34 protein-coding genes are annotated in these 20324 nt (G+C 36.1%); 32 read left to right on the top strand and 2 right to left on the bottom strand.

Features of this window, described 5'->3' with window-relative positions:
• Positions 1 to 7: 7 nt before the first annotated feature.
• Positions 8 to 1606 carry a glycerol-3-phosphate dehydrogenase/oxidase gene (locus J4Q03_RS13195; RefSeq protein WP_426048605.1) on the bottom strand — a complete coding sequence of 533 codons (1599 nt, stop codon included), beginning with the start codon at positions 1604 to 1606 and terminating at the stop codon, positions 8 to 10.
• Positions 1607 to 1723: 117 nt separating this feature from the next.
• On the opposite strand from J4Q03_RS13195, the gene J4Q03_RS13190 reads away from it, so the two are divergent.
• From J4Q03_RS13190 to rplQ, 29 genes are all read left to right on the top strand, one after another.
• Positions 1724 to 2488, top strand: coding sequence for a DeoR/GlpR family DNA-binding transcription regulator (locus tag J4Q03_RS13190; RefSeq protein WP_426048604.1), 765 nt, complete (start codon positions 1724 to 1726; stop codon positions 2486 to 2488).
• Positions 2489 to 2737: 249 nt separating this feature from the next.
• Complete coding sequence (rplC, locus tag J4Q03_RS13185) at positions 2738 to 3364, top strand: 50S ribosomal protein L3 (protein WP_007839520.1); 627 nt, start codon at positions 2738 to 2740, stop codon at positions 3362 to 3364.
• Positions 3355 to 3984, top strand: coding sequence for a 50S ribosomal protein L4 (rplD, locus tag J4Q03_RS13180; RefSeq protein ID WP_034738785.1), 630 nt, complete (start codon positions 3355 to 3357; stop codon positions 3982 to 3984). Before rplC ends, rplD begins: the two co-directional genes overlap by 10 nt.
• A gap of 3 nt (positions 3985 to 3987) precedes the next feature.
• Positions 3988 to 4278: a 50S ribosomal protein L23 gene (gene rplW, locus J4Q03_RS13175; RefSeq protein ID WP_034702844.1), complete on the top strand. Its 291-nt coding sequence runs from the start codon at positions 3988 to 3990 to the stop codon at positions 4276 to 4278.
• A 22-nt stretch (positions 4279 to 4300) separates the two neighbouring features.
• Positions 4301 to 5122, top strand: coding sequence for a 50S ribosomal protein L2 (gene rplB, locus J4Q03_RS13170; protein WP_111957083.1), 822 nt, complete (start codon positions 4301 to 4303; stop codon positions 5120 to 5122).
• Positions 5123 to 5124: 2 nt separating this feature from the next.
• On the top strand, positions 5125 to 5403 hold the full coding sequence (gene rpsS / locus J4Q03_RS13165) for a 30S ribosomal protein S19 (protein ID WP_034702850.1): 279 nt from the start codon (positions 5125 to 5127) through the stop codon (positions 5401 to 5403).
• A gap of 2 nt (positions 5404 to 5405) precedes the next feature.
• A complete protein-coding gene (rplV, locus tag J4Q03_RS13160; RefSeq protein ID WP_111957085.1) occupies positions 5406 to 5804 on the top strand; it encodes a 50S ribosomal protein L22 in 399 nt (132 codons plus the stop codon).
• Between the two features lie 7 nt (positions 5805 to 5811).
• Positions 5812 to 6564: a 30S ribosomal protein S3 gene (gene rpsC, locus J4Q03_RS13155; RefSeq protein WP_099764898.1), complete on the top strand. Its 753-nt coding sequence runs from the start codon at positions 5812 to 5814 to the stop codon at positions 6562 to 6564.
• A 98-nt stretch (positions 6565 to 6662) separates the two neighbouring features.
• Complete coding sequence (rplP, locus tag J4Q03_RS13150) at positions 6663 to 7088, top strand: 50S ribosomal protein L16 (protein ID WP_034738777.1); 426 nt, start codon at positions 6663 to 6665, stop codon at positions 7086 to 7088.
• A 10-nt stretch (positions 7089 to 7098) separates the two neighbouring features.
• On the top strand, positions 7099 to 7287 hold the full coding sequence (gene rpmC, locus J4Q03_RS13145) for a 50S ribosomal protein L29 (protein ID WP_034725985.1): 189 nt from the start codon (positions 7099 to 7101) through the stop codon (positions 7285 to 7287).
• Between the two features lie 11 nt (positions 7288 to 7298).
• A complete protein-coding gene (gene rpsQ / locus J4Q03_RS13140) occupies positions 7299 to 7556 on the top strand; it encodes a 30S ribosomal protein S17 (protein ID WP_053073319.1) in 258 nt (85 codons plus the stop codon).
• A 2-nt stretch (positions 7557 to 7558) separates the two neighbouring features.
• Positions 7559 to 7927, top strand: a complete 369-nt coding sequence (gene rplN, locus J4Q03_RS13135; RefSeq protein ID WP_007839504.1) for a 50S ribosomal protein L14 — start codon at positions 7559 to 7561, stop codon at positions 7925 to 7927.
• A gap of 22 nt (positions 7928 to 7949) precedes the next feature.
• Positions 7950 to 8276, top strand: coding sequence for a 50S ribosomal protein L24 (rplX, locus tag J4Q03_RS13130; protein ID WP_111957089.1), 327 nt, complete (start codon positions 7950 to 7952; stop codon positions 8274 to 8276).
• Between the two features lie 13 nt (positions 8277 to 8289).
• Entirely contained in the window at positions 8290 to 8841 is a 552-nt protein-coding gene (gene rplE, locus J4Q03_RS13125; RefSeq protein ID WP_034738769.1) for a 50S ribosomal protein L5, read from the top strand.
• A 3-nt stretch (positions 8842 to 8844) separates the two neighbouring features.
• A complete protein-coding gene (rpsN, locus tag J4Q03_RS13120) occupies positions 8845 to 9114 on the top strand; it encodes a 30S ribosomal protein S14 (protein ID WP_047376574.1) in 270 nt (89 codons plus the stop codon).
• A gap of 144 nt (positions 9115 to 9258) precedes the next feature.
• A complete protein-coding gene (rpsH, locus tag J4Q03_RS13115) occupies positions 9259 to 9657 on the top strand; it encodes a 30S ribosomal protein S8 (protein WP_111957093.1) in 399 nt (132 codons plus the stop codon).
• A 17-nt stretch (positions 9658 to 9674) separates the two neighbouring features.
• Positions 9675 to 10220, top strand: a complete 546-nt coding sequence (gene rplF, locus J4Q03_RS13110) for a 50S ribosomal protein L6 (RefSeq protein ID WP_426048603.1) — start codon at positions 9675 to 9677, stop codon at positions 10218 to 10220.
• A 15-nt stretch (positions 10221 to 10235) separates the two neighbouring features.
• Positions 10236 to 10589 carry a 50S ribosomal protein L18 gene (gene rplR, locus J4Q03_RS13105; RefSeq protein ID WP_426048602.1) on the top strand — a complete coding sequence of 118 codons (354 nt, stop codon included), beginning with the start codon at positions 10236 to 10238 and terminating at the stop codon, positions 10587 to 10589.
• 20 nt (positions 10590 to 10609) lie between these two features.
• Positions 10610 to 11131 carry a 30S ribosomal protein S5 gene (rpsE, locus tag J4Q03_RS13100; protein ID WP_048501139.1) on the top strand — a complete coding sequence of 174 codons (522 nt, stop codon included), beginning with the start codon at positions 10610 to 10612 and terminating at the stop codon, positions 11129 to 11131.
• A 10-nt stretch (positions 11132 to 11141) separates the two neighbouring features.
• Positions 11142 to 11318, top strand: coding sequence for a 50S ribosomal protein L30 (gene rpmD / locus J4Q03_RS13095; RefSeq protein ID WP_007839493.1), 177 nt, complete (start codon positions 11142 to 11144; stop codon positions 11316 to 11318).
• Between the two features lie 21 nt (positions 11319 to 11339).
• Positions 11340 to 11789, top strand: a complete 450-nt coding sequence (gene rplO / locus J4Q03_RS13090; RefSeq protein WP_111957099.1) for a 50S ribosomal protein L15 — start codon at positions 11340 to 11342, stop codon at positions 11787 to 11789.
• A gap of 9 nt (positions 11790 to 11798) precedes the next feature.
• On the top strand, positions 11799 to 13178 hold the full coding sequence (secY, locus tag J4Q03_RS13085; protein ID WP_034702876.1) for a preprotein translocase subunit SecY: 1380 nt from the start codon (positions 11799 to 11801) through the stop codon (positions 13176 to 13178).
• Between the two features lie 3 nt (positions 13179 to 13181).
• The gene (gene infA / locus J4Q03_RS13080) at positions 13182 to 13397 is read left to right on the top strand and encodes a translation initiation factor IF-1 (RefSeq protein WP_027381317.1); all 216 of its coding nucleotides are present in this window, start codon (positions 13182 to 13184) and stop codon (positions 13395 to 13397) included.
• A gap of 109 nt (positions 13398 to 13506) precedes the next feature.
• The gene (gene rpmJ, locus J4Q03_RS13075; RefSeq protein WP_007839480.1) at positions 13507 to 13623 is read left to right on the top strand and encodes a 50S ribosomal protein L36; all 117 of its coding nucleotides are present in this window, start codon (positions 13507 to 13509) and stop codon (positions 13621 to 13623) included.
• A 9-nt stretch (positions 13624 to 13632) separates the two neighbouring features.
• Positions 13633 to 14010, top strand: a complete 378-nt coding sequence (rpsM, locus tag J4Q03_RS13070) for a 30S ribosomal protein S13 (protein ID WP_047491452.1) — start codon at positions 13633 to 13635, stop codon at positions 14008 to 14010.
• A gap of 12 nt (positions 14011 to 14022) precedes the next feature.
• Positions 14023 to 14412 (top strand): 30S ribosomal protein S11, encoded by a 390-nt coding sequence (rpsK, locus tag J4Q03_RS13065; protein WP_027387198.1) that lies wholly within the window; start codon positions 14023 to 14025, stop codon positions 14410 to 14412.
• Positions 14413 to 14431: 19 nt separating this feature from the next.
• A complete protein-coding gene (rpsD, locus tag J4Q03_RS13060; protein ID WP_034725972.1) occupies positions 14432 to 15040 on the top strand; it encodes a 30S ribosomal protein S4 in 609 nt (202 codons plus the stop codon).
• 33 nt (positions 15041 to 15073) lie between these two features.
• On the top strand, positions 15074 to 16069 hold the full coding sequence (locus J4Q03_RS13055) for a DNA-directed RNA polymerase subunit alpha (RefSeq protein ID WP_034725969.1): 996 nt from the start codon (positions 15074 to 15076) through the stop codon (positions 16067 to 16069).
• Between the two features lie 6 nt (positions 16070 to 16075).
• Complete coding sequence (gene rplQ, locus J4Q03_RS13050; RefSeq protein ID WP_306840421.1) at positions 16076 to 16603, top strand: 50S ribosomal protein L17; 528 nt, start codon at positions 16076 to 16078, stop codon at positions 16601 to 16603.
• Positions 16604 to 16769: 166 nt separating this feature from the next.
• Here rplQ and J4Q03_RS13045 read toward each other — a convergent pair whose 3' ends face one another.
• A complete protein-coding gene (locus tag J4Q03_RS13045) occupies positions 16770 to 17204 on the bottom strand; it encodes a hypothetical protein (protein ID WP_426048601.1) in 435 nt (144 codons plus the stop codon).
• A 176-nt stretch (positions 17205 to 17380) separates the two neighbouring features.
• On the opposite strand from J4Q03_RS13045, the gene J4Q03_RS13040 reads away from it, so the two are divergent.
• The 3 genes from J4Q03_RS13040 to J4Q03_RS13030 all read left to right on the top strand — a co-directional run bounded on the left by J4Q03_RS13040 (position 17381) and on the right by J4Q03_RS13030 (position 20217).
• Complete coding sequence (locus J4Q03_RS13040) at positions 17381 to 18013, top strand: response regulator (protein WP_426048600.1); 633 nt, start codon at positions 17381 to 17383, stop codon at positions 18011 to 18013.
• Positions 18014 to 18018: 5 nt separating this feature from the next.
• Positions 18019 to 18789 (top strand): hypothetical protein, encoded by a 771-nt coding sequence (locus tag J4Q03_RS13035; protein ID WP_426048599.1) that lies wholly within the window; start codon positions 18019 to 18021, stop codon positions 18787 to 18789.
• Between the two features lie 639 nt (positions 18790 to 19428).
• On the top strand, positions 19429 to 20217 hold the full coding sequence (locus J4Q03_RS13030; protein ID WP_426048598.1) for a sensor histidine kinase: 789 nt from the start codon (positions 19429 to 19431) through the stop codon (positions 20215 to 20217).
• Positions 20218 to 20324: the final 107 nt, after the last annotated feature.

Here is a 20324-nt window from a genome sequence, read left to right as displayed (position 1 = left end):
CAAAGTTTTAATTATGAGTAATAGTTTTGGGAGAGTAAGGGGCTAATAAATACCCTTGTGCTAATTCAATGAATTCTTTTTCCTGTTCAGTGGCCCATTCCTGGGAATATCCTTTTTCTTGGGCGATAAGCTGTGCGATGGTATGTGCACTGTCAATTGCGGCTCTTGCATCTAAAAATAAAAGACGGACTCTTCTTGCGAGAATATCTTCAATGGTTTCTGCCATTTCGTGTCTTATGGCCCAGACTGCTTCTGCAATAGTAAAAGCATGGTCAGGATGGATCTTTTGGGAATACTGAGGGGCACTGCTCTGCAACGATTTTATGGCTGGAATGTCTGATCCGTAAACATACAGATGGCTGGTACGGTCTACGAGTTCTGCTCTCATGTTACCGTGAATAGACATATTTTCTGTTTGGGAAGGTCCTCCGTTTAAGTGAAGAATCTCTACAGCTTTATCAATGGTGTCTTCCGCCATTTTACGGTAGGTGGTCCATTTTCCGCCGATGATGGAAACCAATCCTGTATCGGAAGTGATAACTTTATGGCTGCGGGAAACTTCTTTGGTGCTTTTGCCTCCTTCTTTGGGAGCGGCAAGCGGTCTCAATCCGGCGAACATAGATTTTACATCTTCTCTGGTTGGCTTCTTGGCTAAATATTGTCTGGCTGTATTTAAAACGAAATTAATTTCAGACTCTAAAGCATGCGGCTCAAAGCTCGGGCTTTCCAGAAGGGTATCTGTAGTTCCCACCAATGCTCTGTCGTGCCACGGCACAACAAAAAGAACCCTGCCGTCTGATGTTTTTGGAATCATAATGGCATCATCACTTTTCAGGAAAGATTTATCCAGGACTAAATGAATACCCTGGCTTGGAACAACAAATTTACCGTGCTTAGGATTATTCATATTCAGAATATCATTTGTGAATACGCCTGTTGCATTAATGACTGCTTTTGCACGAAGCTCATACTGCTGGTTGGTAAACTGATCCTCTGCTTTGACTCCGTTTATTTTTCCGGAATTATTTTTCAGAAGTCCGGTTACTTTCATATAATTAACGGCGCTTCCCCCTTTTTCGATAAGAGTCTGGGTTAAATTGATGGCTAATCTTGCGTCGTCAAACTGTCCGTCCTGATATACTACACCACTTGCCAGGTTATGCTGTTCAATGGTTGGCAGTTTTTCAACCGTTTTGGATTTGCTGATGTATTTTGTTTTTCCAAGACTAAGCTTTCCGGCAAGGAAATCATAGATGGACAATCCTATTTTATAGTAAATACCTCCCCACCAGGTATAATTAGGAATGATAAAGGACTGGTTTTTTACCACGTGTGCCGCATTTTGAGCTAAAAGCCCTCTTTCTTTCAGGGCTTCTTTTACAAGTCCTATATCTCCCTGTGCAAGATATCTTACACCACCATGTACCAGTTTGGTGCTTCGGCTAGATGTTGCTTTTGCAAAATCATGGGATTCAAGAAGCAGGGTTTTAAATCCTCTGCTGGTTGCATCCAATGCTGAACCCAGGCCACTGGCTCCACCTCCGATAATGATGAAGTCCCATTCCTGAACACTGGATAATTTATTAATTTCTTCGTTTCGTTTCATAAATGTTTCGTTTATGTTTCGTTTTCAAATTTATAAATTAAAAATGAAACTAAAAAGAAAATAAATGAAATTTTATCGGTCTCGAAAAAAAATGGTATTTTTGATGAAAGAATCAGAATGGAAAAGTTAATACCAAGGCACGATGATATTCTAAAGGAACTGGATGAAAAAGGGCATGTTCTCGTACAGGATCTGTGTGAGAAGTTCAATGTATCTTCAGTTACGGTCCGAAAGGATCTGAATTATCTCGAAAGCTTAGGATTGCTTTTCCGAAACCATGGAGGAGCAAGCAAGCATGTACGGTATGCCTACGAAAGGAATGTGGACGAAAAAGAAAACATTAATGTAGAAGCCAAGCAGAATATTGCGAAAGCGGCTTTACAGCTTATCCAGGAGAATGACTGTATTATTTTGGCTTCAGGGACTACCATGCATTATCTGGCCAGGATGCTGGTGAACTTTGGCCCTCTTACGGTTTTGACCTCTTCTTTAAGGGTGGCTATTGAACTGTGTAACAATCCTAATATTAATATTATACAATTGGGTGGCGAGGTCCGAAAAAGCTCAACTTCCATTGTAGGTTCCATTTCTGAAGGAATTCTCAAGCAGTTTTCCTGTAACAAACTTTTTCTGGGGGTAGATGGGATTGATATTGATTTTGGGATCAGTACTTCGAATGCTGCAGAAGCTCATCTGAATCAGCTTATGATAGAATGTTCCGAAAAAGTGGTCATTCTTGGTGATTCTTCAAAACTTAATAAAAAAGGATTCGGGAAGATTGCTCCTCTGGATAAAGTTGATTATCTGATCACGGACAATGGTATCTGTGCTGAAGATAAAGTGGCATTAGAAGAAATAGGAGTTTCCGTTATTGTAAAATAAACTTCTTTTTTAATTATTTTTCAAAATTCAAAATGATTTCGCTGAAAATTTCGTCTGGATTTTTTCAAAATTAGCTAATTGATTAAAAATCAAAATATTTTACTCAAAATATTTGTCAGTTCTAAAAATATTCATAAATTTGCACACTCCATTTTAGGGGCGTAGTATGCCTATATCAAAAGTAGAAATTACTTCAGACCTCCTAAAAAATGTGGAAATTAGAAAGATAAATTTTATTTAATATAAACAATGTCAGGTATTATTGGTAAAAAAATCGGTATGACGTCTTTGTTTAACGAAGAAGGAAAGAACATTCCTTGTACAGTTATTCAAGCTGGTCCATGCTCGGTTTTACAGGTCAGAACCATAGAAAAGGACGGCTACAAGTCAGTTCAGTTAGGTTTCGATGACAAGAGTGAAAAGAACGTAGGTAAAGCGTTAGCTGGCCATTTCAAAAAGGCTGGTTCTGCTCCAAAAGCTAAGTTGGTAGAATTCTACAGAGAATTCGTAGACGAAGTAAAAGTAGGAGAAGAAGTAAAAGTTGATTTATTCGCTGAAGGTGAATATGTTGACGTAACAGGAACTTCAAAAGGTAAAGGTTTCCAGGGTGTTGTTAAAAGACATGGCTTTGGAGGTGTAATGCAAGCTACTCATGGTCAGCACAACAGACTTAGAGCTCCAGGTTCTATCGGTGCTGGATCGGATCCTTCAAGAGTATTCAAAGGAATGAGAATGGCGGGTAGAATGGGAGGTAAGCAGGTAACTGTACAAAACCTTCAAGTATTAAAAGTGGATCAAGAACAAAATCTTTTAGTAGTAAAAGGTGCTGTTCCGGGAGCTAAAAATTCTTATGTAATTATCAGAAAATGGAACTAGTAGTATTAAATACATCAGGAAAAGAGACCGGAAGAAAAGTAACTCTAGACGAATCAGTATTCGGAATTGAGCCAAATCAGCACGCGGTTTACTTAGAAGTTAAACAGTACCTTGCAGCACAGAGACAAGGGACTCATAAATCAAAGGAAAGAAGCGAAATTACTGCTTCTACTAAAAAACTTAAGAAGCAAAAAGGATCTGGTTCTGCTAGATATGGTGATATCAAATCTCCAACTTTCAGAGGGGGAGGTAGAGTATTCGGACCAAAACCAAGAGACTACAGATTCAAATTGAACAAAGCTCTTAAGAGATTAGCTAAAAAATCTGTTTTATCTCAGAAAATGAGAGACAACAGCATCAGAGTAATGGAAGATATGAGCTTAAATGCTCCTAAAACTAAAGATTTCATCTCTATCTTGAATGCATTGGCATTGAACGATAAGAAGTCTCTATTTGTTCTTCCTGAAGCTAACAAGAATGTGTATTTATCTTCAAGAAACTTACCTAAAACTAAAGTAATGAACTTCAACGAAATTAGTTCATATGACTTAATGAATGCAGGTGAGATCGTATTCTTAGAAGGTGCAGTTGAAAAATTCCAGGAAAATTTAAAGAAATAAATCATGTCACTTATTATTAAACCAGTTATCTCAGAAAAGGCTAATTACCTTACAGATTTAAGAGGTTCTTATTCTTTCTTAGTAGATCCTAAGGCTAATAAGATCCAGATTAAAAAAGCTGTTGAAGCAGCTTACGGTGTAAAAGTAGCAGACGTTAACACAATGATTTATGCTCCGAAGGTTTCTTCAAAATACACTAAAAAAGGTCTTCAAGTAGGAAAGACAAACAAATTGAAAAAGGCGGTAATCAAGCTTGTTGAAGGTGAAGTTATCGATATTTTTGCTGTAAATTAATTATTAATTATAAATAATAGTAATGTCTGTTAGAAAATTAAAACCTATCACCCCAGGACAGAGATTCAGAATTGTAAACAATTTTGAGGAAATTACTACCAACAAACCAGAGAAATCTCTAACAGTTGGTATTAGTAAGTCAGGTGGACGTAACCAAACTGGTAAAATGACCATGCGTTACACCGGAGGTGGACACAAAAAGAAATACAGAATTATCGACTTCAAAAGAAACAAGCATGATGTTGAAGCAACGGTAAAAACTGTAGAATATGATCCAAACAGAACTGCATTTATCGCTTTATTAGAGTACGCAGATGGAGAGAAGAGATATATCATCGCTCCAAACGGTATCAAAGTAGATCAGAAAGTAGTTTCAGGAGAAAGCGTTGAACCAAACGTAGGTAACGCAATGAAATTGAAAAATATTCCATTGGGTACTGTAATTTCTTGTGTTGAAATGAAGCCTGGACAAGGTGCTATTTTAGCAAGAAGTGCTGGTTCTTCAGCTCAATTAACTTCAAGAGACGGGAAATATGCGATCATCAAATTGCCTTCAGGAGAATCAAGAATGATCCTTACTGAATGTTATGCAATGATTGGATCTGTTTCTAACTCTGATCATCAGTTAACTGTTTCAGGTAAGGCTGGTAGAAGCAGATGGTTAGGTAGAAGACCTAGAACTAGACCGGTAGTAATGAACCCTGTAGATCACCCAATGGGAGGTGGTGAAGGACGTTCTTCTGGAGGTCACCCAAGATCTAGAAACGGTATGCCGGCTAAAGGTTACAAAACCAGAAAGAAAAACAAAGCGTCTAACCGTCATATCATATCTAAAAGAAAATAATTATGGCAAGATCACTTAAAAAAGGACCATTCATTCATCATACTTTAGATAAGAAGGTTCAGACAAACATAGAGTCTGGTAAGAAGACAGTTATTAAAACTTGGTCTAGAGCATCGATGATCTCTCCGGACTTCGTAGGACAAACTATTGCAGTACACAACGGGAAATCGTTTATCCCTGTTTATGTTACAGAAAACATGGTAGGTCACAAGTTAGGCGAATTTTCTCCAACAAGATCTTTCAGAGGTCATGGTGGTAACAAAAATAAAGGAAGCAGATAATCATGGGATCAAGAAAACAAGATAGTTCAATCGCAAGAAAAGAAGCTAACAAAGACGTTGTAAAAGCTTCATTAAATGACTGCCCATCATCTCCAAGAAAAATGAGATTAGTTGCTGATATCATTAGAGGAGAGCAGGTAGATAAAGCTCTTTATATCCTAAAATATTCTAAAAAAGAAGCCTCTAACAAATTAGAGAAATTACTTCTTTCTGCTATGGCAAACTGGCAGACTAAAAATGAAGGTGCTGATATTGAAGAAGCAAACCTTATCATTAAAGAAATCTTCGTGGATAGTGCAAGACAATTGAAGAGACTAAGACCAGCTCCGCAAGGTAGAGGGTATAGAATCAGAAAAAGATCTAACCACGTTACATTAATCTTAGGTAATAAAGAAAATTAATCAAGGTATGGGACAGAAGACAAATCCAATTGGTAACAGATTAGGTATCATCAGAGGATGGGATTCTAACTGGTTTGGTGGTAAAGATTATGGAGACAGAATCGCTGAAGACTACAAAATCAGAAGATACCTTGAGGCTAGATTATCTAAAGGTGGTATTTCAAAAATTTATATTGAAAGAACACTGAAATTAGTAACAGTAACGATCACTACTGCTAGACCGGGACTTATCATCGGTAAAGGAGGTCAGGAAGTTGATAAATTGAAAGAAGAATTGAAGAAACTTACAGGTAAGGATATTCAAATCAACATTTTCGAAATCAAAAGACCTGAACTTGATGCAGTATTAGTGGCTGACAGCATCTCTAAGCAAATTGAAAACAGAATTTCTTACAGAAGAGCTGTTAAAATGGCAATGGCTAGTACAATGAGAATGGGTGCTGAAGGTATCAAAGTTCAAATCTCTGGTAGATTGAACGGTGCTGAAATGGCAAGAAGCGAATCTTTCAAAGACGGAAGAATTCCTTTGTCTACTTTCAGAGCTGATATCGATTATCACTGGGCTGAAGCTCACACTACTTACGGTAGACTAGGAGTGAAAGTTTGGATCATGAAAGGGGAAGTTTACGGTAAAAGAGAACTTTCTCCATTAGTGGGACAACAGAAAAAAGGAGGTCCTTCAGGAGGCGGAAACAGAGGTGGAGACAGAGATAACAGAAGACCTAGAAAGAATAATAACAATAATAACAATAATAATTAAAAATTTTAGGTTAGAAATTTTGAATTTTAAATTACCGTTACTTTTTTAAAATATAAAAAATCTAAAATCTAAAATCTAAAATCTAAAATTTAGAAATTATGTTACAACCAAAAAGAACCAAATTCCGTAGAGTTCATAAGATGAAGATGAAGGGGATTGCTCAAAGAGGTAATCAACTGGCTTACGGAACATTTGGAATCAAAGCTATAGAAGGTGCTTGGATCACTGCAAGACAAATCGAAGCTGCTCGTATCGCTGCGACAAGATATATGAAGAGAGAAGGCCAGCTATGGATCAAAATCTTCCCGGATAAGCCTATTACTAAAAAACCAGCCGAAGTACGTATGGGTAAAGGTAAAGGTGCTGTGGAATACTGGGTAGCTGTAGTAAAACCAGGTAAAATTATGTTCGAAATCGGAGGAGTATCTTACGAAATCGCTAAGGAAGCTTTAAGACTTGCTGCACAAAAATTACCGGTAGTTACTAAATTCGTAGTTGCTAACGATTTTGTTAAACCTCTATAATCTTTGAACAATGAAACAAGCTGATATTAAAAATTTAAGCGCGGGTGATATTCAAGCAAAACTTGCTGAATTGAAAACTCAATATTCAAAACTGAAATTGGCTCACAAGATCAGTCCAATTGAAAACCCGATTCAAATCAGAGATTTGAGAAGATCGATCGCTAGACTAAACACTGAGTTAACCACTAAACAACAATAAGATTTTCATACATTATGGAAAGAAACTTAAGAAAAGAAAGAATCGGAATAGTTTCCAGCAATAAAATGGAAAAGACCATTGTTGTAAGTGAGACTACGAGAGTGAAACACCCGATGTACGGTAAATTCGTTTTGAAAACGAAAAAATATACTGCACACGACGAAAACAACGAATGCACAGAAGGTGATACAGTTCTTATCCAGGAAACTAGACCTTTGAGCAAGAGCAAGAGATGGAGATTAGTAAGAATCATTGAAAAAGCTAAGTAATAATGTTACAAACAGAATCAAGATTAAAAGTTGCTGATAACACAGGTGCAAAAGAAGTACTAGTTATCAGAGTTCTGGGAGGAACCAGAAGAAGATATGCTTCAGTTGGTGATAAAATCGTTGTTACTATCAAGGATTCTACACCATCAGGAAACGCTAAAAAAGGTCAGGTATCTAAAGCTGTAGTAGTAAGAACTAAAAAAGCAGTTAGAAGAAAAGATGGTTCATACATCAAATTCGAAGACAATGCTTGTGTATTACTAAACGCAGCAGGAGAAATGAGAGGAACACGTGTTTTCGGACCGGTTGCTCGTGAGTTGAGAGACAAAGAATATATGAAAATCATTTCATTAGCTCCTGAAGTACTTTAATTTTTAAAATTTTTAAAAGAAAATGTCAAAGTTAAAAATAAAAAGAGGAGATAACGTCATCATTACTACTGGTAAGAAAGATATCAAAGGTAAGACTGGTGAAGTTATTGAAGTGATCAAAAAAGAAGGAAAAGACCCAAGAGTAATCGTTGCAGGACTTAACATCGTTAAAAAACACGTTAAGCCTTCAGCTTCTAACCCTCAAGGTGGAATTACTGAAAAGGAAGCTTCTATCCATATCTCAAACGTAGCTCTAGTTGGTAAAGACGGAAAAGCTATCAAAATCGGTTATAAAATCGATGGAGATAAGAAAGTAAGAATCGATAGAAAAACGGGTGAAACTTTATAATTTGAATTAACACATGGAATTTATAGCAAGACCCAAAAATATATACAGAGAGAAAATTGTTCCTGCAATGATGGAAGAATTTGGGTACAAATCTGTAATGCAGGTACCTAAATTGGAAAAAATCATCCTATCTCAAGGATTAGGTGATGCCACTGCAGACAAGAAAATCATTGATTATGCTGTAGAAGAATTAACAATGATTACTGGCCAGAAAGCAGTAGGTACTATCTCTAAGAAAGACGAAGCGGCTTTCAAATTGAGAAAAGGTATGCCTGTAGGTGCTAAAGTAACATTGAGAGCTCATAAAATGTATGAATTCTTAGACAGACTTACTTCTTCTGCTTTACCACGTATCAGAGATTTCTCTGGTATCAAGGCAGACGGGTTCGATGGTAGAGGTAATTACAACTTAGGTATTACTGAGCAGATTATCTTCCCTGAAATCGTAATTGACAAAGTGAAAAAAATCCAAGGGATGGACATTACTTTCGTAACAAGTGCGAAAACAGATAAAGAAGCGAAAGCTTTATTAACTCACTTCGGTTTACCATTTAAAAAGAACTAAGAAATGGCTAAAGAATCAATGAAAGCGCGTGAGCGCAAAAGAGAAGCACTAGTTGCTAAATACGCTGACAAAAGAAAAGCTTTAAAAGAAGCTGGTGATTATGAAGGACTTCAGAAATTACCTAAAAATGCTTCTCCTGTAAGATTACACAACAGATGTAAACTAACAGGTAGACCTAGAGGATACATGAGAACGTTTGGTATTTCCAGAGTAACTTTCAGAGAAATGGCAAACAACGGTCTTATCCCGGGAGTAAGAAAAGCCAGTTGGTAATAATTACTAATTAATCGGGACAATTAAGTTGTCTGGATACTAAAGAATAAAAATATCAGACCCAAGATTTTCTGAAGTCTGATATTTTAATCTTCAAGTCCTTTCAATACTGATTGTCTTTAACCAATAATTTAAAATAGAAAAATGGTAACAGATCCAATTTCAGATTTCCTAACAAGAGTAAGGAACGCACAAAGCGCAGGCCACAAAGTGGTGGAAATTCCTGCATCGAAAATCAAAAAGGAGATTACTAAGATCTTATTTGACCAAGGGTATATCTTAAACTACAAGTTTGAAGATAACGCTGTTCAAGGAGTGATCAAAATCGCTTTAAAGTATGACAAGCAAACTAACAAACCGGCTATCAAGTCTATTCAAAGAGCTTCTAGACCAGGTTTAAGACAGTACAAAGGTTCTACTGAACTTCCAAGAGTACTGAACGGTTTGGGTATAGCTGTTATCTCTACTTCTAAAGGAGTAATGACTGACAAGAAGGCTAGAGAAGAAAAAGTAGGCGGTGAAGTAATCTGCTATGTTTATTAATTTTTAATCAGAGGAAAATGTCAAGAATTGGTAAAGCAATTATAACAATTCCAGCTGGAGTTACTGTCACTGAAAATAACGGTGTTGTAACAGTTAAAGGTCCTAAAGGAGAACTTTCTCAGGAGCTTACAGCAGGAATTACTTTAGAACAGAAAGATGGTGAACTTAACGTTAACAGACCATCTGAATCTAAACAACACAAAGCACTTCACGGTCTATACAGAGCGTTGATCAACAACATGATTGTTGGTGTTGAAAAAGGTTTCGAAAAGAAACTAGAACTAGTAGGGGTAGGATACAGAGCTTCACACACAGGTCAAAAACTTGAGTTAGCTTTAGGATTCTCTCACGGTATCGTATTAGAACTTCCAAGCGAAGTAAAAGTAGATACATTGACTGAAAAAGGTAAAAACCCAATTATTACTTTAGCGTCTCATGACAACCAACTTCTAGGAATGGTAGCTGCAAAGATCCGTTCTTTCAGAAAGCCTGAGCCTTACAAAGGAAAAGGTGTAAGATTCCTTGGAGAAATTGTTAGACGTAAAGCTGGTAAATCTGCTTAATAAATTATAAGTATTATGGCATTAAGTAAATTAGAAAAAAGAATAAGAATAAAAAGAAGAGTAAGAGGAAAAATCTCTGGATCTTCTGAATTGCCAAGATTATCTGTATATAAAAGTAATAAGGAAATTTACGCTCAGTTAATCGATGATAAAACTGGTACAACTTTAGTTGCCGCTTCTTCAAGAGAGAAAAGTGTTGACGCTAATGGTACCAAGACTGAAGTTTCTGCTGCTGTTGGTAAAGCTATCGCTGCCAAAGCTATCGCTGCAGGAATCGAAAGTATTGTATTTGACAGAAACGGTTTCGTTTACCATGGAAGAGTGAAAGCTCTTGCTGATGGAGCGAGAGAAGGAGGACTTAAATTCTAATCATAAAAATTTCGGAAAATATGTTAGGACTAGATAATATAGAAAGAGTAAAACCGGGAGGATTAGAATTAAAAGATCGTCTCGTAGCTGTTAACAGAGTAACAAAAGTAACCAAAGGAGGTAGAGCTTTCGGATTTTCTGCTATCGTTGTAGTAGGAAACGAAGACGGAGTAATCGGTCACGGTCTTGGAAAATCTAAAGAAGTAGCTTCTGCAATTGCTAAAGCTGTTGAAGATGCTAAGAAAAACCTTGTGAAAGTTCCTGTAATGAACCACACAATCCCTCACCAGACTACTGCCAGATATGGTGGTGCAGATATCTTCATGAGACCTGCTTCTCACGGTACAGGACTTATCGCCGGTGGTGCGGTAAGAGCGGTATTGGAGTCTGCTGGTATTCACGATATCCTTTCAAAATCTAAAGGATCTTCTAACCCTCACAACGTGGTGAAAGCTACTTTCAAAGCGTTATTGGATATCAGAAGACCTGAAGAGATCGCTAGAATGAGAGGAGTTTCTCTAAGTAAAGTGTTTAACGGTTAATATTAGAACAATGGCAACAATCAAAGTAAAGCAAGTAAGAAGCGCTATTGGAAGAACAAAAACCCAAAAGAGAACGCTTGAAGCATTAGGATTTAAGAAACTTCACCAAGTTGTAGAACACGAAGCTACTCCTTCTATCTTAGGAATGATAGCTGCAGTTAGTCATTTACTTGAAGTTCAAAAATAATTTTTAACAAAAGAAATTAAAATGAATTTAAATAACATAAAACCTGCTGCAGGATCTACTTTCAATTCAAAAAGAATTGGTAGAGGTCAGGGTACAGGAAAAGGAGGTACTGCTACGAAAGGTCATAAAGGTCAGAAAGCTAGAGCCGGTTATTCTCAGAAAATCGGTTTCGAAGGTGGACAGATGCCTTTACAAAGGAGATTACCTAAATTCGGTTTCAAAAATGTAAACAGAAAAGAGTTTAGAGGAGTAAACCTTGATACTATCCAAATTTTAATCGAGAACAAATCCATCACTGGAGATATCACGAAAGAAGTTTTAGTAGAAAACGGTTTAGTTTCTAAAAACGAATTAGTGAAAATTATGGGTAGAGGAGAATTGAAATCTGCGGTTTCAATCTCTGCTGACAAGTTCACTAAATCTGCTGAAGAGCTTATTGCTAAAGCAGGTGGAAAAGCAATTACCTTATAATACTTACTAATGAAAGAATTTATACAAACCCTTAAAAATATTTGGAGCCTAAAGGAATTAAGAGATAAAATTCTCTTTACGTTAGGTATTATCCTTGTGTATAGATTCGCATCTTATATCTCGCTTCCCGCAATTAACCTTGCAGAAGTGGGAGATCTCTTAGAGCATTATAAAAATCAAGGCGGTAACAAGCAAGGAGCAGGTCTCCTTGGCTTGCTTTCGTCGTTTACGGGGGGAGCTTTCAGCCACGCTTCCGTAATGGCGTTGGGAATCATGCCTTATATTTCTGCTTCTATTATTGTTCAGTTGATGGGAATGGCTATTCCTTATCTTCAGAAACTTCAGAAGGATGGAGAGTCTGGTAGAAATACATTGAATCAAATTACTAGATGGTTAACTATTGGAGTTTGTCTTGTACAGGCCCCTTCTTATTTAACGTCTATTACTCAATTATTCTTACCGTATGCTCAGTTCCAGTCTGCATATTATGTAGAGCCGAATTCCATCATGTTCTGGTTGCCAAGTATTGTAATCTTGGTTGCTGGTTCAGTGTTCGCAATGTGGTTAGGTGAGAAAATCACCGACAAAGGTATCGGAAACGGTATTTCTATCCTTATTATGGTGGGAATCCTTTCAAGACTACCTGAAGCATTCGTACAGGAAATGGCAGTGCAGAACGGAAAAGGAGGAATGGGATCTATCATGATCCTTATAGAAGTAATATTCTGGATGCTGGTAGTTCTTTTAGCAGTAGTATTATCTGTTGCTGTCAGAAAAATTCCAATTCAGTATGTAAGCAGAGCTCAAGCAAGAGGAGGTGTAAACAGAAATCTTATGCAGGGAGCAAGACAGTGGATCCCATTGAAAGTAAATGCTGCTGGTGTAATGCCGATTATCTTTGCTCAGGCATTGATGTTCGTACCAGGATTATTAACTAAATTCGATGAGTCCAATACTTTTCTTGCAGGTTTCAAGAATGTTTTTAGCTGGCAGTACAACGTATTGTTCGCGCTATTAATTATTATCTTCTCATTCTTCTATACTGCAATTACGATTCCGGTAAACCAAATGGCTGATGATTTGAAGAGAAATGGAGGTTTAGTACCGAAAGTAAGACCCGGTAAAGAAACGGCTGATTATTTAGATGATATTTTATCAAAAATTACCTTGCCAGGTGCAATATTTTTGTCTATCTTTGCAGTCCTTCCGGCAATAGTGCATGGAAGCTTTGTTCAGACGGATGCGTTCGCCCTATTTTTCGGGGGAACATCACTATTGATTATGGTTGGAGTTATTTTAGATACCGTTCAACAGATTAATACATATCTGCTGAACCATCACTATGATGGCTTAATGCAGTCTAAATTATCAAGAACGACTGGATATTAATTTATGGCGAAACAAAAACATATTGAACAGGACGGCGTTATCACGGAAGCACTTTCGAACGCCCAGTTCCGTGTAGAGCTGGAGAATGGGCATATACTTATCGCTCATATTTCCGGTAAAATGAGAATGCATTATATTAAACTTTTACCTGGAGACAAGGTGAAACTAGAAATGTCTCCCTATGATTTATCGAAAGGGAGAATCACATTTAGATATTAATACAAACGCCAAATGGAATGTAGGTTCCATTTGGCTCTTGTTGAAAAATAAATACTATCAAAATGAAATCGTAAGATTCATTGGTCAGTAAAAAAAATAAATATTTCAAATGAAAGTTAGAGCATCAATTAAAAAAAGAAGCGCTGATTGCAAGATTGTACGCAGAAAAGGTGTACTATTCGTAATCAACAAGAAGAACCCAAAATTTAAACAAAGACAAGGCTAACATTAAATTATGGCGAGAATTGCAGGTATTGATTTACCAAAAAACAAAAGAGGTGTTATCGGTTTAACTTACATCTACGGAGTTGGAAGAAGTACTTCTTCCGAAATCCTTAAAGCTGCCGGTATCAGCGAAGACAAGAAAGTCAACGAATGGAATGACGATGAATTGGCTGCAATCAGAACATATATCTCTGACAACGTAAAAGTAGAAGGAGAATTAAGATCTGAAGTGCAATTGAACATCAAGAGATTGATGGACATAGGATGCCAACGAGGAATACGTCACAGACTAGGACTACCTTTAAGAGGCCAGAGAACGAAAAACAACTCTAGAACCCGTAAAGGAAAGAGAAAAACTGTTGCTAACAAGAAAAAGGCAAGTAAATAATCGTTAGGAATTATGGCAAAACAAACTAAAGTAGTTAAAAAAAGAAAAGTAAAAGTTGAAGCTATTGGTGAAGCGCATATTCAGGCTTCTTTCAATAACATCATCATTTCTTTAACAAATAAAAGCGGAGAAGTTATCTCTTGGGCTTCTGCCGGTAAAATGGGTTTCAGAGGTTCTAAAAAGAATACTCCATTTGCTGCTCAAATGGCGGCTGAAAATTGCTCTAATGTTGCTCACGAAGCTGGATTAAGAAGAGTAAAGGTGTATGTGAAAGGTCCTGGTGCAGGTAGAGAATCTGCAATCAGAACAATCCACAATTCAGGTATTGAAGTTAGCGAAATCATTGATGTGACTCCTATGCCGCACAATGGATGTAGACCACCGAAAAGAAGAAGAGTTTAATTTTTAGAATTTACCCATTATGGCAAGATATATTGGACCTAAAACTAAGATTGCTAGAAAGTTTGGTGCTGCAATCTACGGAGATGACAAAAACTTCGAAAGAAGAAAAAACCAACCGCCAGGACAACACGGTCCTAACAAAAGAAGAGGTGCTAAAAAATCTGAATATGCAGTTCAGCTAGCTGAAAAGCAAAAAGCTAAATATACTTACGGTATTTTAGAAAAGCAGTTTGCTAACTTATTTGAAAAAGCACACAGAAGTAAAGGTGTAACAGGTGAAGTTCTATTACAGCTTTGTGAATCAAGATTGGATAACGTAGTATTCAGATTAGGTTTTGCTAAAACAAGATCTGCTGCTAGACAGTTAACTTCTCACAGACACATTACTGTGAATGGGGAGATCCTTAACATTCCTTCTTATTTAGTAAAAGCAGGTGATGTGATCGCTGTAAGAGAGAAATCTAAATCTCTTGAGGTTGTTACTGATTCATTAGCTTCTAAAGCTAATTATGAGTGGTTACAATTCAACGATGAGAAGAAAGAAGGTACTTTCGTTTCTGCTCCTGAAAGAATCCAGATTCCGGAGGACATCAAGGAACAGCTTATCGTCGAACTTTACTCTAAATAATTTTTTAATCAAATTTTTGCTCAACCCAATAATATGGCAATTTTACAATTCATAAAACCCGATAAAGTAATTTTACTTAACTCTGATGAATTTAAAGGTCAATTCGAATTCAGACCATTAGAACCAGGTTTCGGGCTTACTATCGGTAATGCTTTGAGAAGAGTGTTGCTTTCTTCTCTGGAAGGATATGCTATTTCATCTATCAAAATAGAAGGTGTAGAGCACGAATTTTCAACTATTCCAGGAGTAATCGAAGACGTTACCGAAATTATTCTTAACCTTAAGCAGGTGAGATTAAAAGCTTCAGCAGAAGGCCAGGCCAACGAGCAGGTAATTGCTAAAGTTTCAGGTCAAACTGTTATTACTGCTGGTGATTTAGGGAAGTCTATCAACGGATTTGAGGTGCTGAACCCGGATCTTTTGATCTGCAACCTAAACAGTGATGTAACTTTCGAAATTACTTTCAATATTGAAAAAGGAAGAGGGTATGTTCCTTCAGAACAGAATAAGTCAAACAATGCACCGGTAGGTACTATTGCTATTGACTCTATTTTCACACCAATTAAGAAAGTACAATACAGCATTGAAAATTATCGTGTAGAGCAAAAAACAGACTACGAAAAACTTGTATTAGATATAGAAACTGATGGTTCCATCAGTCCTCAAAATGCTTTAACTGAAGCTTCTAAGATATTAATTTATCACTTCATGTTGTTCTCTGATGAGAGAATCACTCTTGAAACAGAAGCTGTAAAAGCATCTATCCAATATGACGAAGAGACACTTCATACAAGACAATTACTTAAGTCTAAATTAGCAGATATGGATCTTTCTGTAAGAGCCCTTAACTGTCTGAAAGCAGCTGAAGTAGAAACTCTTGGAGAACTGGTTTCTTACAGTAAGTCTGATTTGATGAAATTCAGAAATTTTGGTAAAAAATCTTTGACAGAACTAGAAGAATTAGTGCATTCAAAAGGTCTTAACTTCGGTTTCGACGTTGCAAAATATAAGTTAGACGCTGATAAATAATTAATAATGAGACACGGTAAAAAATTCAATCACTTAGGAAGAACAGCTTCTCATAGAAGTGCTTTACTTTCTAATATGGCTTGTTCTCTAATTGAGCATAAAAGAATCAACACTACTGTAGCTAAAGCGAAAGCTTTAAGAGTATATGTTGAACCTCTATTAACAAAGGCAAAAGAAGATACTACACACAATAGAAGAATTGTTTTTTCATATCTTCAAAGTAAAGAAGCAGTTACTGAACTTTTCAGATCAGTAGCTCCTAAAATCGCTGAAAGAAACGGTGGTTATACAAGAATCATCAAAACAGGTTTCAGACCAGGTGATGCTGCTGACATGGCTCTTATCGAGCTAGTTGATTTCAACGAACTTTACAATCCTAATGCTGAGGAGAAAAAAGCTACAAGAAGAAGCAGAAGATCTGCAACTGCAAAAAAAGCTGAAGCTGTAGTGGCTGAAGCTCCAAAAGCAGAAGAGAAAGTTGAAGAGCCTAAGGCTGAAGCAGCTGACTCTGCAGAAGAGAAAACTGAAGAATAATATTCATTCAGATATAATTGAAAAGCCATCCAGATTCTGGATGGCTTTTTTATTTGCTGGTTTTCTGTGACGGAACAGTAAATTTTGCTTTACAAATGAACAGTGAATTTAAGATTCACAATTCACCATTCATTATTTCTAACCCCCGATCCCGAAATTTATCCGATTAAATTTTCGTCCTCTTCAGCTCAATCACATTATTTCCCTGTTCCAAATGGAGACTGTCACCTTTTACCCTGGCCGTCATGTCATCTTTTTTGTAGATGGTTTCACCGTCTTTTGTTTCTGTTTTAGGTAGTGTAAAAGTCTTTTTGTTGCTGGTAATGGCTACATTACTTTCCTTAGGATCATTTCTGAACACTACTTTTACTAACGTTCCGTCTGTGGCCTTATAAACAAAATCTGTTTTTTCGGTCTTCTGACCGTTCACTTCAATGGTTGAGGAACTTTGAGTGGCAGAATCAATTTTTCCGTTATTATCAGTGATCACAGTTTCCGAACTGTCAGTTTTGAGGATGCTTTTGTTCCCGCTTTCACTTTTTTTGCAGCTGGTTAATAATAATGCGACAGCAGAAGCCGCAATTAAAAGGCTTTTTCTCATGATATTTATTTTTTAATGTGTAGGATTAATTGTTTTTCTATTGTAATAGAATTTTAACTAAATTTAATAGAAACAAAAAACAAACCAATAACCCTGAACTCAAGTCACTAAATTACACAAAAGTGTAATTGATTCCGCCTTATTTTCTTACGAGATTTGTCCTAAACAAAAAAACAATGAGTATTTCCATCGCCATAGTAGAAGACGAAAAGAACTACAACAATGCGTTGAAGAAGGTCATCAATTACCAGAAGGATATGCAGGTAACTGCCCAGTTCTTTAATGGAAAGGAAGCCCTGAAAGAACTTCCCGCTATTTTACCGGATGTTGTGATGATGGATATACAGCTGCAGGATATGCTGGGGATTGAAATCATTGAAAAGCTCAGAAAAGAAATGCCAGAGACACAGTTCATTATGTGTACCAGCTTTGAAGATGATGATAAAATTTTTAATTCATTAAAAGCCGGGGCTATGGGCTATCTTATCAAAGGTGAAAGCATGGACAAGATCCTGTCTTCCATTCGCGATGTATACAACGGAGGTGCGCCCATGAGCCTGTCCATCGCCCGGAGAGTCTTGAGCCATTTTGAGAAAAAACTTCCCGAAATTAAAGATTTTGATGATCTTACAGAACGTGAAAAAGAAATTCTCGAGCTTCTTTCACAGGGGCTTCTCTACAAAGAAATTGCAGACAAAAAGTTCATCAGCATAGATACTGTAAAAAAACACGTAGGAAACATCTACCGAAAGCTGCACGTGGGCAATAAGGTAGAAGCTATAAATAAATTTAACCATTTTAAAAACTAAAAGACATGAGAACAATTTTAAAAAAACAATTATTTTGGTCCCTAATCATATTTTTATCAGTTTTCAGCTGTAAAGATAAAGCAGAGTCACAATCTGTTCATGATGAAAAGAGTGTAGCTGTAACTAAAACGGATGTAAGTCCTGAATTTTTATTTAGAATTACTGACGAAGAAGTTGAGAAAGGTAAAGAGAAATTTAAGATACTTGGACTTAATTCTAAACCTGCGGTAAATCTGGATTATTATGATTTTGAAAAAATTGTAAATAAAGACGGAAAAAAATATGCAAAGTTTTTCTTTCTTCTAGGTGCTGACAAATCTTTAACTTTAGGATTGGCTTTATCAGAAAATGACAGCCTGCAATATAAAAACGATATTCTTTACGTTTTGTCAGGAAATAAATTTATATTAAGTTCTGCCGAATTTGAGACTAAAAAGAAAGAATTTGACGGGTTTAAAAGTATACTGGTTGATACTGTTAGCAAAAATGATCCATGTGATGTGATTGTTTACAAAGTTGAGGACATCAATAATTATTTTAAAATTATAAAATTAATTGAAAGCTTTACAGGATATAAGATTATCGATTTGCAGTTTGACTATATTCTTTTTAAAGACTTTATTAGAAAAGATGGAACCCAAGTAGATTATCTTAAAAACAGGGAGTCGCGAATTTCATTTGCTGTAAAAACCAATTTTGATGAAACTACTGCAAAAAAAAGTTTTCCCAATGACATTATTAATTTTTATTACGATGCAGGAGATCTAAAACCATAACCTCATGTTGACAGGAATTATTTACAAAATTGTACTGTTTTTTCCTTTAATAAAATCCTTTTATTTGGGTAGAAAATATTCTTTTTCTGCCCAAAATTATATTTTTATATATCTTTTGATAACTTTTTCCAATGAATGCACTGCATTTATACGGGATCAGATCAATTCTGATGTAAAAGTAGGGCTTCAGTACAATCTGTATTTTATATTCTGTGTAGTTTTTTTCTATTTTTTTTATTCCCTCGTTTTTAAAAATGTCTTGCAGAAGATTTCTTTATTATCACTTATTCTCTCATTAGGATATATTTTTCTTTTCACAAATTTTTTCGGTAACGATTTCGATAAGCGTATTGGAATATTAATTACTTTGTTTTACATTATAAATTCTATACTCTGGTTTTATCAGAAGATTTCTTTTTTTGATGAACATAAAATAACAGACGATCCTGTTTTTTGGATTTCTACCAGTTTATTGATGTGGAGCTGTTTCTTTATTTTTAGAGTCACTCCAATGTTTTTCTTTGCTAAAAATGATAACGAATTTCTTAATTTTTTAAAAATAGGACAGAATATTATCAACATAGGGATGTATATTATGTTTTATATCTCATTAATAAAATATGAAAAACAAATGAAATTATGACTCATATTCAGGATGATATAAAATTAGCTTACATTATTGCTATTTCAATAATGATGCTTTTTGTTTGTTTTATTGTTTTTGTAGTCCTGATGTATAATAAAAGACAGCTTCTGTATCTTAAAGAACAGCAGCTCCAACAGGCAGAGCACCAAAACCAACTCCTTCAGAAAGAGCTCGAAAAACAAAAATCCATAGAACAGGAACGGGAGCGTATTTCCCATGATATGCATGACGATCTGGGAGCCGGGATTTCAGCATTAAAGCTTCATGCAGAATTTCTGAAACAGAAAGCGGAAGACGGAGATCTGCAGAATGATATCGATGAACTCCTGAAAACCTCAGAAGAAATGAATCTTTCCATGCGCGAAATGCTTTGGAGCCTGAACTCAGGAAATGATACTCTGGGAAGTTTTATAAACTATGCCATACAGTATACCGGTAACTTTCTGAAAAGAACAAAAATTAAACTTTTGTCAGAAAGTGAAGATATTATATCAGAAACACCAATTTCAACGGAACTGAGGCGTAATATGTTTTTATGCTTAAAAGAGGCTTTGAATAATGCTTATAAACACAGTCAGGCGAATTCTTTAAAGCTTTCCTTTGTTCAGGAAAAAAACATCTTCACAATGAAAATTTCGGATGACGGTCTCGGAATTCAGGAAGAGCATACCGAAGGAAATGGGCTGCGGAATATGAAGAGAAGAATGCAGGAGCAGAAAGGCGAATGTCATATTCTGAAAGAAAGTCCGGGAACCCACATCATTTTTAAAGTGACAATATAGGCTTCAGAAAAAATTCAATACATACAATTTTTTTGGAGAACTGTTTTTAATACAAAATGAATGGCACAATTGAAAATGTTATTTAAACAGATAATTAAACCTTAATT

This window comes from Chryseobacterium sp. NFX27 (genome assembly GCF_049887855.1).
Taxonomy (GTDB): Bacteria; Bacteroidota; Bacteroidia; order Flavobacteriales; family Weeksellaceae; genus Chryseobacterium.
The sequence above is the reverse complement of the archived record's forward strand: the minus strand, read 5'-3'. Positions and strand labels throughout refer to the sequence as shown.